Genomic DNA, 16,288 nt, shown 5'->3' with positions numbered 1-16,288 from the left:
CACCATTCAATGGTCCAAAGTTGTCAATAGGATGACGCGTGCCAGAGCTTGATCGCGTTCCAATCGAACGTTGCGCCGATCAATCCACCTGACTGACCGGCCTGCAGACTGGCGATCCGGGTCTATCGGCCGTCCGCCGCTTTGGTTTCAAGCAGGCGGACGAGGGTCAGCAGCGTCCTGTTCACAGGCGTCGGCAGACCAACGGATGCCGCTTTGTCCACAACGAAGCCGTTGAGGTGATCAATTTCTGTTCGTTTGCCGCGTGCGAGATCCTGCGCCGTCGACGAATATTGACCGGCCATCGTCGTGGCGATTCCCTCCACCGCTGCCCAGATGTCGCCCGGAATGACGATGCCGAGGGCATTGGCAACGCCAAGGCATTCCTCCACCACATCGCGGATCACATCCTTGACGCCCGGCTGGCTGACCAGCTTGCCGTAGGGAAGCTGAGTGATCGCCGACAATGCATTGTAGGCGCAGTTCAGGATCAGCTTGGCCCAGAGCGCGCCGGCGACATTGTCCGAAATGGTGGTCGGCACGCTCGCCTCGGTCAGGAGCCGGGCGAGTTCGCCGTTGTTGTCTCCGGGCGCGATGACGAGTTCGCCTCGGCCATGATGGAGGACGTGCCCTGCCCCGGCCATTTCCGCCGCGACATAAACCACGGCCGGCGTGACCGGCCGGCCAAGCACCTCCTGCAGTCGATCCGCGTTGTCGACGCCGTTCTGCAGGCTCCAGATCGCGCAGCGGGAGGCCAGGTGCGGGAGCATCTGGCGTCCGGCTTCTTCGGTGTCGGCCGACTTGACGCAGAAGAGGACGAGGTCCGCTCCGGATACCGCATCGGGCGCGGTCGAGGCGTTCAGCCGGATATACCCGTCGCAGCCGGCGCTCTCGAAGTGAAGGCCGTCGCGCATGATCGCCTCGACGTGGGCCGGCCGGCCGATCAGAACGACCTCGTGGCCAGCTCTGGCAAGCTGGGCTCCGAAGTAACAGCCGACGGCGCCGGCCCCCATCACCGCGACTTTCATTTCCTCTTCTCCCGCATCCTCAGCGGTCGCGATTCCCGCGCTCCGCCCTGCCATCTTCTATCCGTCGATCGCGCCCTTGGCAGCGGCGTATTTTCTCCTCACGCTCGAAAGCACGCTCTTCGATGCCCTCAGAAGCGGCTGCTCGACATATTCGTAGCACAGCAGCCCCGCACCGCAGGCCAGGACGAAGAGGACGACACAGGACGCCTCGGACCTCGGCAGATAGGCCGAAAACGGCGAGACAATCGCATAAATGACAATGCCGTGGACCAGATAGATCGAATAGGACGCATCGCCGAACCAGCGCAGCAGGCGAAGACTGCGATGCCGCATCAGGCCTTCGCACAGAATGAAGCCCTGAACGATCAGAACAGCCGGCAGACCGTAGCCGATCGTCCTCGGCATCGTCCCGGCGCGGCTATCAAGGAAGACCATCAGCGCGACGCCCGCTGCAATCATCGCTGCCCCCAGCACGATCTGGCGTCGTGGCCGACGGCTCTCAATGACGCCAAGCATCATTCCCGAGAGGAACTCAAGCAGGATCGGGCTCGTCATGCGGATGCCAACTGCGCCCGTTGGCTCAAACAGGAAACGACCGACGACGAGCACGCAGAGAACCGATGCGATGAAGACGATCTGCATCTTTCTCTGCAAGGGCGCGATGGCAATGGCCAGGCCAACGACCAGATAGAACATCGCCTCGTAGTTGAGGGTCCAGCCAACGCCAAGCAAAGGCACTTCCTGACCGTTCAGGGAGTTCCTGAACGGGATGAACAGGCCGCTGAGCACGATTTCAAAAGCGGAAAAGTCTGCGGGCAATCGATCGAGGAGAAGGACGACGGCAAGAAAGGTCAATGTGGCCAGGTAGTAGAGCGGGACGATGCGAACGATGCGCGCCTCCCAGAACCTTGCCGGTGTGATCGTCGGGCTCCGTGTCGAGAGATACATGACGAAGCCACTGATAACAAAGAAGATATCAACGCCGGCATTGCCGATCATGAACACGGGGACAGTGCCGAGGGATTGGGAAAACGCATTGTCGGTCACATGGAATATGACGACCATCAGGGCGGCGAACGCCCGCAGAATCTGGATCGAAACCAGTTGGCGGGAGGTATTCGTTTCAACCGCCGCCGCGGCTGGCGATTGCCGGGCATCGCGCCGCCCCAGGCGCCATCCCCAGCGAGCGAAATCCGGTCTGTTCAGGAACAGACTTTCCTGGTCCGCCAATGGCCATGTCCCTTCGTGGCTCGAACATCAGGTCCGGAACAGATCGGAATGTCGGTCCGGGCGGTCTGGCGCGGCGCCACCGGCCCCGGCGCGACCGGATCACCTGCCGTTATCCGGATTTCGCTTCTCAAGCAAAGCCTTTGCCAAGTTGCATGCACTGCGAAACGGGCTTTTCTGCGGTGCAACCCGAACGGTGGACGCGACATGGCAGGCTGCGGCCATCGCCGGAACGGCGCGACTGCTCGGAATTCGCGCAATTACTTGAGGATACGCCGTTTTCGCCGAACCGGCGGACCCGGCGACTAGTCGACGACATATGTCGTCATCCGCCCGATTCCCTTGAGGAAATTTTCGGCCGCTTGCGGAGCAAGGTCCAGCCCCTCCAGGCCCTCCAGCGCGGCTGCAGAGAGGTGGATGCGCCCCACCGGACTGGTCGATTCCAGCCGGCTTGCAAGGTTTACCGTCTCGCCCCAGACGTCGTAGACGAAGCGCTTGCGGCCGATGAGGCCGGCAATGACGGGTCCGCGGTGAAGCCCGACCCTTATCGCAAGACCCGTATGCGCAAGTGCGCCGCAGGAGGTGGCGTGGATGATGTCGCGGGCAAAAGCGAGCGCGCGCCAGACGTGGTCGTGGACCGGATCCGGCACACCGGCGACCGCCATATAGGCATCGCCGATCGTCTTGATCTTCTCGATGCCGTGCTTGTCGGCAAGGTCGTCGAACTCGGAAAAGATCACCCCGAGCTGCTTCAGCAGCATCGACGGATCCGTCCGCGCCACCAGCGGCGTGAAGTCGACGATGTCGGCGAAGATGACCGTCACGTCCTCGAAACGGTCGGCGATGATCACCTCGCCATTGCCGAGCCTGCGAATGACGGGTTCCGGCAGCATGGCCTGAAGCAGAGAGTCGGCGCGTTCCTTCTCGTATTCGATCCGGGCGAGAAACTGCCGCTCGCGTTCGCGCAAACGCATGCGCTCGATGCAGGCATCGACGCGCGCGTGGAGCAACACCGGGTCGATGGGCTTTTGCAGATAGTCCTCGGCCCCGGCCGAGATGCAGCGAAGGACCGCCTCGGTTTCCTTGAGGCCCGAGACCATGATCACGGCCATGTCGCGCCAGTCCGGATCGCTCTTGAGGCAGGCGAGCAGCTCGATGCCGTTGAGGTCGGGCATCAGGATGTCGATGAGCGCGAGGTGGAACGTCTCCCGCCTCAGGATCTCCATCGCTTCGCGCCCGGAGGTCGCGGTTGTCACCTCATGCCCGTGCCGGGCCAGTTGCCGCATCAGCAATTCGCAATTGGCGGGCGTATCGTCGATGACGAGAATCCGCCCGCCGTCAACCGGCTTGCGCTCGTCCTGTCCCGAGAGGGAGCGGGCCAGTGCTTCGGCCATGCTGACTTCGGCGGCCTCGGCGGCCACCGTCTCGCCCTGCCGTCTGGAGAAGATCAGAAGGGACTCGATCTGATCCAGAAGACGTCCACATTCGGTGAGAACCAGCCGGATGTCGGCCTCGACCGAGCCGTCGAGATCGCCGGCGAAATCCTCCAGCACCAGTTCGGAATAGCCGATGATCGCGTTGACCGGCGTGCGCAGATCGTGGCGCAGAGTCGCATCGTCGAGCGCCGAGAATTCGTCGCCGAGGTCGTTCATCAGCAGGCGCTGCACGATCTGGCCGAGGGTCTGGGCGGCGACGAGAACCTTTTCAAGGTCTTCGAGGGCGGCGGCCGGCCCGATGCGGCGCACTTCCTCCACCACGAGCGACTGGAAGCCGAGGATCAGCTCCGACGGCCCGGACAGCCGTTGTGCGACACTCACCAGAATCGCTTCGCGGTTGATTTGCTCCGCCTGTGCCATGCCTTAGCCTGCCAAGAGCTGTTCGATCTTGGCCAGAAGCGCCGGCAGGTCGATCGGCTTGGTCTCGAAATTGTCGCAGCCGGCCTCCAGCGCCTTTTCCCGGTCGGAATTCATGGCATGCGCCGTGAGCGCGATGACGGGAATCGCGCTCGTGGCCGGGTTGGACTTGATGGACCGCGTGGCCTCCCAGCCATCCATCACCGGCAGGCTCATATCCATCAGGACGATGTCGGGCCGGATGGTTTCAGCCGCCTCCACCCCGGCCTTTCCGTCGCCCGCCGTCTCGATGTCATACCCCTTGCGCTGCAGCCGGCGCGAGAGCATGTCGAGATTCATCGGGTTGTCCTCGACAATCAGGATCGTGGGCATTTACCTGTCCTTCTCGCGGCTGCTCATCCTGTGACGTGACGGCGAACGGCGGCGAGCAGATTTGCGCGTCCGTCCTGTCCCTTGCCGATGACTTCGCGCGCATTCGCCCGCAACCAGTCGACTTCCTCGCGGCTGAGATCCTTGGAGGTCGCGACGATCACCGGCAGGTCGGCCAGTTCCTCGCGAGCGCGCATGGTCCGCAATGTCTCGAAGCCGTCCATGTTCGGCATCATCAGATCGAGGATGACGAGGGCCGGCCGCTTGGCGTCCAGCATGGAAAGGCCGCGTTCGCCGTCCGACGCCTCGCGTACATGCCAGCCTTCACGCACCAGGATGCGGCGCAGGAGCGTTCGGGTCGCCGGATCGTCATCCACGACCAGCACGTCCCGTTCGTGGCCGTTGACGACGGAACTGAGCGCCTCCATCAGCTTCGTCGTGTCGATCGGCTTGGTCAGATGGGCCGAGGCCCCGAAGGCGAGCCCCATCTCCCGGTCGTTGACGATGGTCGCCAGAACCACGGGCGTGCCACAAAGCTCGGGATCGGACTTCAGCTCCTTCAGGACCGACCACCCGTCGCGCTCCGGCATGATGATGTCGAGGATGATCGCGTCCGGGTGGGTCTTGCGGGCAATGGCGAGGCCCTCAGCCGCGTCGCCCGCCATCATGACCCGGTAGCCGTCACCGCGCACGAGTTCGGCCATCATGCGGCGTGCGTGCGGGTCGTCATCGATCACGAGAATGGATTTCGTTTCGCCGGCGCCGTCATGCGATGGCGCATTCTCCGCCACGCTGTCGCTGAGCCTTGCCGGAATTGTCAGCGTGAAGACGGACCCTTTGCCAAGCTCGCTTTTCACCTTGATGTCGCCGCCAAGCATGAGGGTGAACTGGCGCACGATGGCAAGACCGAGGCCCGTTCCGCCATAGTTGCGGGTTGTCGACGAATCCGCCTGCGTGAAGGCCTGGAACAGGCGCGCCTGCTGCTCCGGGCTCATGCCGATGCCATCGTCCTGCACGGAAAATGCGACGAAATCGCCTTCCTGCCTCACGTTGAGTTCGATGACGCCGTCCTTGGTGAACTTCGTCGCGTTCGACAGGAGATTGAAGAGATTCTGGCGCAGCTTGGTCTTGTCGGTCTCCATCTCGCCCAGCGCCGGGTCGACGTCGACCACGAGGCGGTTGGCGTTCCTGGCCACCAGCGGAGCGATCGTCGCCGTCACATCGTCGACCAGGTCGGCGACGTCGAAGCGCTCCACATAGAGTTCCATCTTGCCGGCCTCGATCTTGGAGAGATCAAGGATGTCGTTGATCAGGGACAGGAGATGACGCCCCGAGGCCATGATCTTCTCCAGATCGCCGACACTGTGCTCCTCGCCTGAGTCCTGCGCGTCCTCGATCAGCATTTCGCTGTAGCCGATGATGGCATTGAGCGGCGTGCGCAGTTCGTGGCTCATGGAGGCGAGGAAGCGGCTCTTGGCCTCGTTGGCGGCTTCCGCCTCGTGGCGGGCGTCCTCCAGCTGCTCCTGCTTGGTCTTCAGGTCGGTAATGTCGCTGTAGACGGCGACGGTTCCCCCATCCGGCGTCTTGCGCTTGGTGATCCGGACCCAGGCGTCGCCGATCATGACCTCGTCGCGAAGTCCTGCCGGGTCGACGTGGCGTTTCAGGCGCTCTGCGATCCATGCCTCGCTGGAAAGCCCGGCGTGACCGGCGTCGCCAAGCGCAGCCCTTGCTGCGAGAATGTCCTTGAACGAGGTCCCCGGAACCAGAAGGTCCGAGACATTGGAGAAGATCGACCGGTAGCGGTCGTTGACCAGAACCAGCCGATTGTCGGCGTCGAACAGCGCAAAACCATCGGGAATGGTCTCGATGGCCGTCAGAATCGTGTTGTGCTGCATCCGGGCAGCGGCCTCCAGCCGCCGGCGTTCCTGCTGGCTGTGCTGCAGGTCGCTGAGAGCACTGGCAATGCGGCCGCATTCGTCCGGGCCGGGAGGCGGTAGGTCGACTTCGGTCGCGCCCGCATTGAGCCCCGCGATGGCCGTGTTGATCCGCTGCAGCGGCTTCAGGATCGACCTCAGGACGAAGAGGGTCAGAAGCGCGCCGAATGTGATGACCAGCACGCAGGCGATGGCTGCCCGGTTGGTTGCCGTTTTCGCCGTCCGCGTGGCCGCCGCGCTGACGCGATCGGCGTCGGCCGAGAGTTGCTCCACGAGACTGCCGAGTGCCTCGTCGACTTCATCGCTGCCCTTGCGGGCCATGGCCAGAAAGGCGTTACCCACGACCCGGTTGTCGTCGGTATAGGCGTTCGCGGCTTTCTGGGCCTGTTCGACATAGTCGTTGACGCCGGAGCGGATCGATTGCGCCGCCTCGGGCGCAAAGACAGCCAGTCGCTTGAGGTCCTCGTCCAGCTTGGCGTGCGCCTCCGCGGCCTTGCGGTCGGAGAGCGTGAGAAGGCTCAGGGAAACATCGGTCAGCCAATAGCGCATGGCCCCGAAATGCCGATCCGCGTCGGCGGCGACCTGCAGGCGATGAAAGCGGTCGTTGGATTCGGCGATACGCTGCTGGTTGGTCCACAGATCGAAGGACATCTGCATGGTGCTGACGACGAGAGCACTGAGCAGTATGAACGACAAGGATCCGATCAGCAGAGGTATTCTGTTCGCAGCAAACCAGCTGGTTCTTGTCTCGGCGGCGGGGGATGTCATTGCGCGAGCCTGATGCTGATGGCTCCTGCCAGATCGCCTTCCGCGCCGCCTTCCTTGGGAAAGCCTGTCACGTCCATCTCTCCCTTCGGGCCGCCGTGACAGGAGAGGCAGGACGCCGAGTAATATTCCGGGATCAGGAGCCGGAAATCGGTCTTGCCGTCGGATGTCACGCTTTCGAAGAAGGGCTTGCCGTGCTCCCAGTCGCCGCTCCTGAACTTCTGTTCGAGGATCTCGCTCTCCCACGCGTCGGGCAGAGCCTTGCGGTTTCGCACCAGATCGGCCGGCGCCGTCACCTTGACCGCGGCCTCAATGCCCATTTTCTCCCCGAAGCGCTCGTTCACGAGACGGGCGAACACCGCCGGGATAAACCCCTTGAAGCCCATGCCCTCGGTATTGATCAGGTCCTGGTTCTCGTCGACCACCTCAGCCATCGCCTGAAGCTGCGCTTTGATGAGCTGGCGCTGGTGCTCGTTCAGATCGCCGTCGAGCGGACCGGTTCCATGTGCCTTTCGATAGGCATCCGTCACCTTTTGCAGAAAGACATGGCTTGAGAGGTGCTTGTCGCCGATCGCCGGATCATTGATCAGCGACTGGTTGTTGGACACGACGCTCCGTCCGGCACGCAGAACATCGGCCATCCGGTTGCCTTCCTCGATGAAGGCCGCGAGGGGATCTTCGGCGGACGCGGGCCGGACCGCCGTCAACGAGACCAACAGAAACGCATTGAAGAACAGCATAATGGAGACGGAAAATCGCGCCATGATGAACCCTGCCTCATTGGGTGGCCAATGTGCCCATTCACATCGCTAATTCATGCTGGCCCGCCAGTGCCGTCGCGGCTGGCCTGAAGACGAGATTTCTTGCCGCTTGATAACGCGCGGAAACGCGGACAGCGAGTACCCGCATTTCCTCGATCAGTAACCAAGCTATTCTAGTGGAAATACATTCAAAGGTCACGAACAACCTGCGCGGAATGTCTTGTCCCGGCGGCGAGGCGACATCCTCGCGCAATGCAATACTTGCTGCATCGCACTGGCCGCCTGGACGGCCGACGCAATGGTTCTGTCGTCCGCCAGCGCCGGGTGGATCGCGGCTCCCGGCGAGTGTGCGGCCCCACCGAACGATCTTGAGCAGTTCGCCAAACCATCAACCCGTCACCGGCAAGACGGCCAAGGTGCCCGTTGACGGTCCGGTCTCCGAATGAGTCATCCCAAATCGACCGCCCTTCCCGGCAGGAACGAAAGTGGTGCAGGTTCCCTCGCGCATTGATATGAAATGACCACCTCGTCTTGATCATCACCGAACCTTCGAAAAGGCTTCAGATGGAACCCTGGCGCATTGGAATTCTCTTCTCTCGGTCGGGGGCGATGGAGGTCACCGAATCCGAACATTTCTTCGGCACGGCGCTCGCCATCGAGGAGATCAACGGGAGCGGCGGCATTCTGGGCCGTTCTGTCGAACCGGTCTGCTACGATCCCGCGTCCGAGCCCGGGCTCTATCGCAAGCTCGCCGAACGCCTGCTCGGCGAAGACGGCGTCGACGTCATCTTCGGATGTTCCACGTCGGCCAGTCGCAAGGCCGTGCTTCCGGTGATCGAGCGCCGCAACGGGTTGCTCTGGTATCCCTCGCTCTACGAGGGCTTCGAGTATTCGCCGAACATCATCTACACGGGCGCCGCGCCCAATCAGAACAGCGTCCAACTCGCCGCCTACCTGCTGCAGGAATATGGCAGCACGATTTATCTCATCGGCTCCGACTATATCTACCCGCGCGAAACCAACCGGTTGATGCGCGAATTCGTCGAGAGCCAGGGCGGTGAGATCGTCGGTGAGGTCTATGTGCCTATCGGGTCGGACACGAACCCCTTTCCCCGCATCATCGACGACATTCGCCGCGCTGCGCCCAAGGTCATCTTCTCCACGGTCGTCGGACATGACGCCCAGGCCTTCTATCGGCTCTATAGCGACGCCGGCTTCGACCCCCGGCGCCAGCCGATCGCCAGCCTCACCATGGCCGAGGGTGAAATCCAGGTGATCGGCCCTGAACGCTGCGTCGGCCATATTACGGCCGGCAGCTATTTCGGCACGGTGAAATCCGACGTGAGCCGGGGCTATGTCAGCCGTTACCGGGCGCGCTACGGTGCCGACGCGCCGGTCAGCATGTGGTCGGAAGTCGCCTATTCGCAGGCCCACCTCTTCGCCGCGGCGCTTGAACGGGCCGGCACGCTCGACACCCAGCGCCTCACTGAGGCGGCCCTCGGCCTCGACTGGCAAGCGCCCGGCGGCCGGATGCTGATCGAGCCGGAAAACCATCACACCTGGCTGACGCCCCGCATCGGCCGGGTTCGTGCCGACGGCGAATTCGACATCGTCTGGGAGGCCAAGGGGCCCGTTCGACCGGACCCTTACCTCACCTGCAGTGCACCGGCCGGCAACGCGTGGCTGTCATCGTGAACGAGACGAACCGCACTGGAACCGATGCGTCCCGCCCGTCCTCCGGCGGCGTGAAACGGCTGCTCGACGATCTGAGGCAGGCGCGTGTCCTCGTCATCCATCCGCAGGACGAGGAAGGCGAGGCCCTGATCCGGCAATTGAGGCGTATCGGCTGCGACGTGCGCGCGGCATGGCCCGTTCCGGCCGCCCTGCCCGCCAATGTCGATACCGTCTTCGTCCTGATCGACCAGGGCCGGGCCGAGGATGTGCTCTGGCGCGGCGAGATGGACGGGCCGACCGTGATTGCCATTCTCGACTACGAAAGTCCGACGAGCCTCAAGGCACTCGTCGACTGGAACGCCCACGGCGTCGTCACCAAGCCAGTGCGCGCCTCCGGCATCCTGTCGAGCCTCGTCCTTGCCCGCTACCAGCGCGGCTATCAGGACCGCTTGCTGTCGAAGGTCCGCAAGCTGGAGGAGACGCTGAAGGCCCGCCGCGAGATCGAACGCGCCAGCAAGGTTTTGATGCGGCTCAAGGGCATCAGCGACCACGAGGCCTACCAGTTGCTCCGCACCCAGGCGACGTCGCGCCGTGTGCCTATCGCGGAGGTGGCGGCGAGCGTCATCGCGGCGGCGGCGGCCTTCGAGGATTTTGGTCTGACCGGGCGAGCGGGAGATGAGTGAGACTTGAGCGACGCGCTCATTTTTTCACCAATCATAGTTCAATATTTATCCAGCAATGGAGATTGACGAACAGTCGTTCTTGGTCTTTGATCACGGCGTGGCGCCCGAGGTGGCCCCATTTGGCAGGATTGCCAATCAACATCGGCTATGTAGCCCTGGTCTTCGTGCTTCAAGCGCGGGCCGGGGCTTTTTGTTTTTCTCAACCTGCGAGCGATTTTGCTTTGCGGGAACGGGGTTTTTATGTCCAAGAACGGTCGAATTGCAGAAGGCGCGGTCACGATCGCCTGCATCCAGATGGAACCGAAGGTCGGTGACCGCGACGGCAACATCGCAAAGTCGCTGGAACTGATCGAAGCCGCCGCCGACCAAGGCGCAAAGCTGATCGTCCTGCCCGAGCTTTGCAGCAGCGGCTATGTCTTCGAAACCCGGGAAGAAGCCTTCTCGCTCGCCGAACCGGTGCCGGGTGGACCCGCGACGAATGCCTGGGCCGAGGTCGCCGCACGGCGCGGCCTGCACATCGTCGCCGGCGTCTGCGAACGCGACGGCGACGTTCTCTACAATTCCGCCGCCCTCGTTGGCCCGAAGGGCCACATCGGCACCTTCCGCAAGGTCCACCTCTGGGCCGCGGAGAATCTGTTCTTCGATCCCGGCAACGTCGGCTTTCCGGTCTTCGCCACGGAACTCGGCCGTATCGGCATGGCGATCTGCTACGACAGCTGGTTCCCCGAAACCTTCCGGCTTCAGGCCCTGCAAGGCGCCGACATCGTCTGCGTTCCGACCAACTGGGTGCCGATCCCCGGTCAGGCGCCCGGCCGCGAGGCGATGGCGACCATCCTGCACATGGCCGCCGCCCATTCCAACTCGCTCTTCATCGCCTGCGCCGACCGCATCGGCACGGAACGTGGTCAGCCTTTCGAGGGCCAGAGCCTCATCGTGAGTTCGACCGGATGGCCCGTGGCCGGCCCCGCCAGCAGGGACACGCAAGAAATCCTCGTTGCGACGGTCAACCTTTCCGACGCCCGCCGCAAGCGCAACTGGAACGCCTTCAACCAGGTCCTCAGAGACCGTCGCACCGACGTCTACGACGAGATGCTCGGCGCCAACTTGAAACGCGGCTGGTACTGACCCGCCACCGTCTCCTTTGACCGAACTTACGTCCCTCAAACCCGAAGCGACTGGGAGTGACCATCATGACGACCGCCCGACTTCTGCTACTTGCCGCAACCTCCGCCGCCAGCCTGATTTCCTTTCAGGCCAACGCCGCCGACCCGATCGTGATCGGCGTCCCCGTCGGTCTTTCCGGCGCCAACTCCGTCGTTGCGCCGTCGGTGGTGCAGGCCGCCGAACTCGCGGTTGACGAAATCAACGCCGCCGGCGGCGTTCTCGGCCGCCCGCTGGCCCTCGAAGTTGCCGACGACGCCTCGGGCGCTGCCGGCGCCCAGAAGGCCTTCGACACCCTTCTCTTCCAGAAGGAAGTCGACGTGCTGATCTCCATGGAGACGAGCGCGGCCCGCAACGCCGGCCTGCCGATCGTCAAGCGCGCCGAGAAGCCCTACATCTACACCTCGTTCTATGAAGGCCGCTCCTGCAGCCCGTTCATGTATGTCAACGCCTGGGTGCCCGAGCAGCAGGTTCCGCCGATCGTCGACCAGTTCATGACGGACGGCGCCAAGAAGTTCTTCCTCATCGGCAGCGACTACGCCTTCGGACGCGGCATGCTTGAATTCACCCGCGCCTATGTGGAGAAGAACGGCGGCGAAGTGGTCGGCGAGGAATACCTTCCGATGGACGGCACCGACTGGACGCCGATCCTCTCCAAGCTCAAGGCCTCCGGCGCCGATGCGCTGGTGACCTCGACCGCCGGCGGAGCGCCGAACGTCACCCTCACCAAGCAGCTTCGCGGCGCCGGCATCGACCTGCCCTACGGCAACCTTGCCGTCGACGAGGGCACCGCCAAGAGCATGGGTCCGGATGCCGCCGGCATCTACATCTCGGCGTCCTACGTGACCTCCATCGACAGCGAGGCCAACAAGGCCTTCAAGGCGGCGCTGGAAAAGAAATTCGGCGACAAGATGCTGACGCCGAACGATCTTTCGGTGCCGGAATATGAAGCGGTCTACGCCTACAAGAAAGCCGTGGAAGCAGCCGGCTCCACCGACACCGAAGCGGTGCTCGGCGAACTCGGCAAGGTTGCTGTCGACGGGCCGCGCGGCACGATCACCATGAACAAGCAGCACCATGCGCCGCTGACCATGTATCTCGGCCAGGTGCAGGACGACGGCAGCGTCAAGGTCATCAAGGCCTTCAAGGACGTCGATCCCGGCACGCAGTGCCCTGATCTGGCGGACTGATGACGGTTGGGCGAGTGTCCGGTCGGAATGTCTTTGTCTTCCGGCGGGCGCTCGCCCCCTCATCCGGCCCTTTGGGCCACCTTCTCCCCGAGCTGGAGAAGGCAAAGCGTGACTGCCGCCTTTTGAAAGATACTGGTCAATGAAGCCTGGGCATCGGCCGGATGTTTCCCTTCTCCCCCGTGGGGAGAAGGTGGCCCGAAGGGCCGGATGAGAGGGAGAAGCAATCCATGACGACCACAGGACCTCTCGCCTTCGACCGGAGTGCAGAGCAATGATCCTCCTCGCTCTCGACACGATCACCACCGCTTCGCTGCTCTTCATCATCGCGACGGGCCTGCTCGTCATCTTCGGCGTACTGAAGATCATCAACTTCGCTCACAGTGCCTTTCTGACGCTCGGCGCCTACGCGACGCTCGTCGTCACCAACCTCGGCATCAACCCGTGGATCGCGCTGCCGCTCGCCTTCGTCGTCGGCGCTCTGCTCGGGGCCGTCGTGGAGCGCTTCATCGTCCAGCCGCTCTACGACCGGCCGCTCGATGCGATCCTCGCCACCTGGGGGCTCGGCATCGTCATCGGCCAGGTCATCACGCTCGCCTTCGGCCGTGAGGTGCAGTTCACGGCCGCGCCGATTTCCGGCACGCTCCCCATTCTCGGCGAGACCTATTCGATCTACCGCCTGCTGCTGATCGCCGCCGCCCTTGCCATCGGCCTTGGCTTTACCGCCCTGATCGAGAAGACCCGGCTGGGCCTTTCCGCCCGGGCCGTGATCATGAACGAGGATCTGGCGCGCGGTCTCGGCATCGACACAAGTCTCGTGCGGCTTGTGACCTTCGCGCTTGGCGCGGGCCTTGCCGCTCTGGCCGGCGCGCTGATCACGCCGCTCTCCAGCGTCGACCCCAACATGGGCGTCCCCTTCCTCATCAACGCCTTCATGGTGGTGATGGTCGCGGGAACCTCCTTCCTCAGTCTGGCGCTCGCGACGCTCGTGCTCGGCGCGGCGCAGGTCGTCGTCTCCAGCCTCGTGAGCCCGATCCTCGGCGGCATGACCATCGTCGTTCTCGCCGCCGTCATCCTTCGCATTCGTCCGAAAGGATTCAGCTTTGACTGATGCCGCAACCGCGATCACCGGCGGCGCTTCCCTTTCGCGCTTTCGCCCGCTCGCAGCCCCGCTCGCCGCTGCCGTCTTCGCCGCGATCCTTGTCGCCGTCGGCCCGTATCTGCTCGGCCATTACGCGATCAACATCCTGATCCGCGCCTTCTTCTATGCGGTCGTGGCGCTGACGCTCGACATCCTCTGGGGCTATGCCGGCATTCTCACCTTCGGCCAAGCCGCCTTCTTCGGCATCGGCGCCTATGCCGCCGCGCTCATCTTCACCCATCTCGGCTTCACGACCGAAACGATCGCGCTCGCCTTCCTGCTTGCCATCGTCGTCCCGATGATCTGCGGCCTGCTCGTCGGCTGGCTCTCCTTCTACACCGGCGCGAGCCCCCTTTATGCGTCTGTCGTCTCGCTGGCGTTTCCCATCGTGATCAGCCAACTGATCTATTCCGGCGGCACCTTCACGGGCTCCTCGAGCGGTCTGGTCGGTTATGAGACCTTCGACATCCGCACCAAGACGTGGTTCTGGATCGCCGGCGGCGGATTGGTTCTGGCCGGAACGCTGCTTGCCGTCCTGATGCGCAGCGAACTCGGCCGTTTGATCGTCGCGGTGCGCGACAACGAGACCCGGCTTGCCTATCTCGGCATCGACCCCAACAAGGTGAAGATCGCACTGACCGCCGGGCTTGCCGGCATCGCGGGCCTTGCCGGTCTTGGCTACGCCAGCTTTTCCGGCGTCGTCGCGCCCGAGATCACCGGTTTTGTCTTCGGCACGCAGCTCATCATCTATGTCGCGCTTGGCGGACGCGGCACGCTGATCGGCCCCATCGTCGGCACGCTCGGCATCGAGCTGATGAGCGCCTATCTTTCCGGCGATCTTCCCTATGTCTGGCAGCTGATCGTCGGCCTCGTCTTCGTCGTCGTGATCATCGTCATGCCGAAGGGTCTTGCGCCGCTGCTGGCCGGTGCCGTCGGCAGGCTGCTGCCTCTACCGAGGCTCGCCAGCACCGCGCGGATCGTCCCCGCGACCGACCCTGTCGCAACGGACAAGGCCTCCATCGACATTCGCGACGTGACGAAATCCTTCGGCAGCCTGAAGGTGCTGCAAGGCATCGACCTTTCCATCGCGGGCGGCGAACTCGTCAGCCTCGTCGGTCCCAATGGTGCTGGCAAGACGACGCTGATGCGCTGCCTCGGTGACGGAGCGGAGCGCAGCGGCGGCAGCGTGACGATCGACGGTCACGACATCGGCGCGCGTCCACCGCACAGCATCGTCGGCTTCGGTCTCGGACGTAAGTTCCAGATGGCGACGATCTTCGAGAGCCTGACGGTCGGCGAATCCCTGCGCGTTGCGCGTGCCCGGATCGATGGTCTCTCTCCGGTCCTGCCGATCAGCGACATCGCCCTGCCCGCCACCGCCCTAGCGGTGATGGAGGCAACAGGCCTTGGCGACCATCTCGACCGTGAGGTCCGGCATCTCTCTCATGGTCAGAAGCAGGCGCTGGAACTGACCATGGTGCTGGCCATGAGCCCGCGCGTCATCCTGCTCGACGAGCCGACGGCGGGCCTCACCAAGGTCGACCGCCAGCGCATCGGCGGCGCCCTCGCCTCGCTTGCCCGCGATCACGGTCTCGCGGTCATCCTCGTCGAACACGACCTCGATTTCGTCCGCACGATCTCCTCGCGCGTTGTCGTGCTGCACCAGGGCCGCATCCTGCTCGACGGCACGGTCGACGAAGTCGTTCATTCGGAGCTTGTGAAGAGCGTCTATTCGGGAGCCGGCCATGACTGACGCAAGCGTTGGCGCCCCATCCGGCGCCGCCTTCGATATCTCTGGGCTTTCGAGCGGTTATGCCGGCGCGCTGGTGCTGCGCGAGGTGAGCCTTGCCGTGCGACCGGGCAAAATCCTCGCGCTCCTCGGCAAGAACGGCATGGGCAAGAGCACGCTGATCCGCACCGTCATGGGGTTCGTGCGTGTCGAGGCCGGTCATGTGCGCGTCGGTGAGGATGAGATCACCGGAACGCCGCCCAATCGTCTTGCGCGCAGCGGCATTTCCTATGCGCCGCAGGAAAAGGCGATCTTCCAGGACCTTTCCATCGAGGACAACCTGCGTCTCGCCGCGCCGGACGACCGCGCCTTCAAGCCGATGCTGGAACGGGTCTGCGAGCAGTTTCCGCTTTTCGCCTCACGCCTCAAGCAGAAGGCCGGAACGCTGTCCGGCGGCGAGCAGAAGATGCTGATGCTTTCGCGCGCGCTGATGGTGCGCCCGCGCCTGCTGCTCGTCGACGAGATCAGCGAAGGCCTGCAGCCGGCCGTCGTCTCGCGCGTCGCATCGATCCTCAAGGACGAGTGCGAGACACATGGCACCACGATCCTGCTCGTAGAACAGAATATCGATTTCGCGCTGCGGATTGCCCATCGCTGGGCCGTGCTCGACCGCGGCGCGATCGCTGACTCAGGCGTCGTTGACGGCGAGGCCCACGACAGGATCGTCGCACATCTGTCGATCTGAGTTGAATTGAGCGCTTGGAGGACATGCCGGAGCC

The 16,288-nt window shown here is 63.6% G+C and carries 13 protein-coding genes; 7 read left to right on the top strand and 6 right to left on the bottom strand.

The window, feature by feature from the left end:
* Nucleotides 1–122: 122 nt before the first annotated feature.
* The 6 genes from HDIA_RS10960 to HDIA_RS10935 form a co-directional block, all read right to left on the bottom strand.
* Nucleotides 123–1,025, bottom strand: a complete 903-nt coding sequence (locus HDIA_RS10960) for a ketopantoate reductase family protein (protein WP_099556196.1) — start codon at nucleotides 1,023–1,025, stop codon at nucleotides 123–125.
* 57 nt (nucleotides 1,026–1,082) lie between these two features.
* A complete protein-coding gene (locus HDIA_RS10955; protein WP_099556195.1) occupies nucleotides 1,083–2,255 on the bottom strand; it encodes an acyltransferase family protein in 1,173 nt (390 codons plus the stop codon).
* Between the two features lie 302 nt (nucleotides 2,256–2,557).
* Complete coding sequence (locus HDIA_RS10950) at nucleotides 2,558–4,069, bottom strand: adenylate/guanylate cyclase domain-containing protein (RefSeq protein ID WP_162292633.1); 1,512 nt, start codon at nucleotides 4,067–4,069, stop codon at nucleotides 2,558–2,560.
* A gap of 42 nt (nucleotides 4,070–4,111) precedes the next feature.
* The gene (locus HDIA_RS10945) at nucleotides 4,112–4,477 is read right to left on the bottom strand and encodes a response regulator (RefSeq protein ID WP_099556193.1); all 366 of its coding nucleotides are present in this window, start codon (nucleotides 4,475–4,477) and stop codon (nucleotides 4,112–4,114) included.
* Nucleotides 4,478–4,500: 23 nt separating this feature from the next.
* On the bottom strand, nucleotides 4,501–7,104 hold the full coding sequence (locus tag HDIA_RS10940) for a response regulator (RefSeq protein ID WP_245884239.1): 2,604 nt from the start codon (nucleotides 7,102–7,104) through the stop codon (nucleotides 4,501–4,503).
* 68 nt (nucleotides 7,105–7,172) lie between these two features.
* Nucleotides 7,173–7,937 (bottom strand): Tll0287-like domain-containing protein, encoded by a 765-nt coding sequence (locus HDIA_RS10935; RefSeq protein ID WP_245884238.1) that lies wholly within the window; start codon nucleotides 7,935–7,937, stop codon nucleotides 7,173–7,175.
* Nucleotides 7,938–8,498: 561 nt separating this feature from the next.
* Here HDIA_RS10935 and HDIA_RS10930 point away from each other — a divergent pair.
* The 7 genes from HDIA_RS10930 (at nucleotide 8,499) to HDIA_RS10900 (ending at nucleotide 16,254) form a co-directional block, all read left to right on the top strand.
* A complete protein-coding gene (locus tag HDIA_RS10930) occupies nucleotides 8,499–9,629 on the top strand; it encodes a transporter substrate-binding domain-containing protein (RefSeq protein WP_099556191.1) in 1,131 nt (376 codons plus the stop codon).
* Nucleotides 9,623–10,291: an ANTAR domain-containing response regulator gene (locus HDIA_RS10925; RefSeq protein ID WP_245884285.1), complete on the top strand. Its 669-nt coding sequence runs from the start codon at nucleotides 9,623–9,625 to the stop codon at nucleotides 10,289–10,291. Before HDIA_RS10930 ends, HDIA_RS10925 begins: the two co-directional genes overlap by 7 nt.
* Nucleotides 10,292–10,585: 294 nt before the next feature.
* On the top strand, nucleotides 10,586–11,416 hold the full coding sequence (locus tag HDIA_RS10920) for a nitrilase family protein (RefSeq protein WP_245884284.1): 831 nt from the start codon (nucleotides 10,586–10,588) through the stop codon (nucleotides 11,414–11,416).
* A 65-nt stretch (nucleotides 11,417–11,481) separates the two neighbouring features.
* Nucleotides 11,482–12,642 (top strand): substrate-binding protein, encoded by a 1,161-nt coding sequence (locus HDIA_RS10915; protein WP_099558839.1) that lies wholly within the window; start codon nucleotides 11,482–11,484, stop codon nucleotides 12,640–12,642.
* Nucleotides 12,643–12,916: 274 nt separating this feature from the next.
* Complete coding sequence (locus HDIA_RS10910; RefSeq protein ID WP_173796312.1) at nucleotides 12,917–13,750, top strand: branched-chain amino acid ABC transporter permease; 834 nt, start codon at nucleotides 12,917–12,919, stop codon at nucleotides 13,748–13,750.
* 13 nt (nucleotides 13,751–13,763) lie between these two features.
* Nucleotides 13,764–15,533 carry a branched-chain amino acid ABC transporter ATP-binding protein/permease gene (locus tag HDIA_RS10905; RefSeq protein ID WP_099558838.1) on the top strand — a complete coding sequence of 590 codons (1,770 nt, stop codon included), beginning with the start codon at nucleotides 13,764–13,766 and terminating at the stop codon, nucleotides 15,531–15,533.
* A complete protein-coding gene (locus HDIA_RS10900; RefSeq protein WP_099556188.1) occupies nucleotides 15,526–16,254 on the top strand; it encodes an ABC transporter ATP-binding protein in 729 nt (242 codons plus the stop codon). Before HDIA_RS10905 ends, HDIA_RS10900 begins: the two co-directional genes overlap by 8 nt.
* Nucleotides 16,255–16,288: the final 34 nt, after the last annotated feature.

Origin of the sequence: Hartmannibacter diazotrophicus (genome assembly GCF_900231165.1) — a bacterium.
Lineage (GTDB): Bacteria > Pseudomonadota > Alphaproteobacteria > Rhizobiales > Pleomorphomonadaceae > Hartmannibacter > Hartmannibacter diazotrophicus.
The sequence above is the reverse complement of the archived record's forward strand: the minus strand, read 5'-3'. Positions and strand labels throughout refer to the sequence as shown.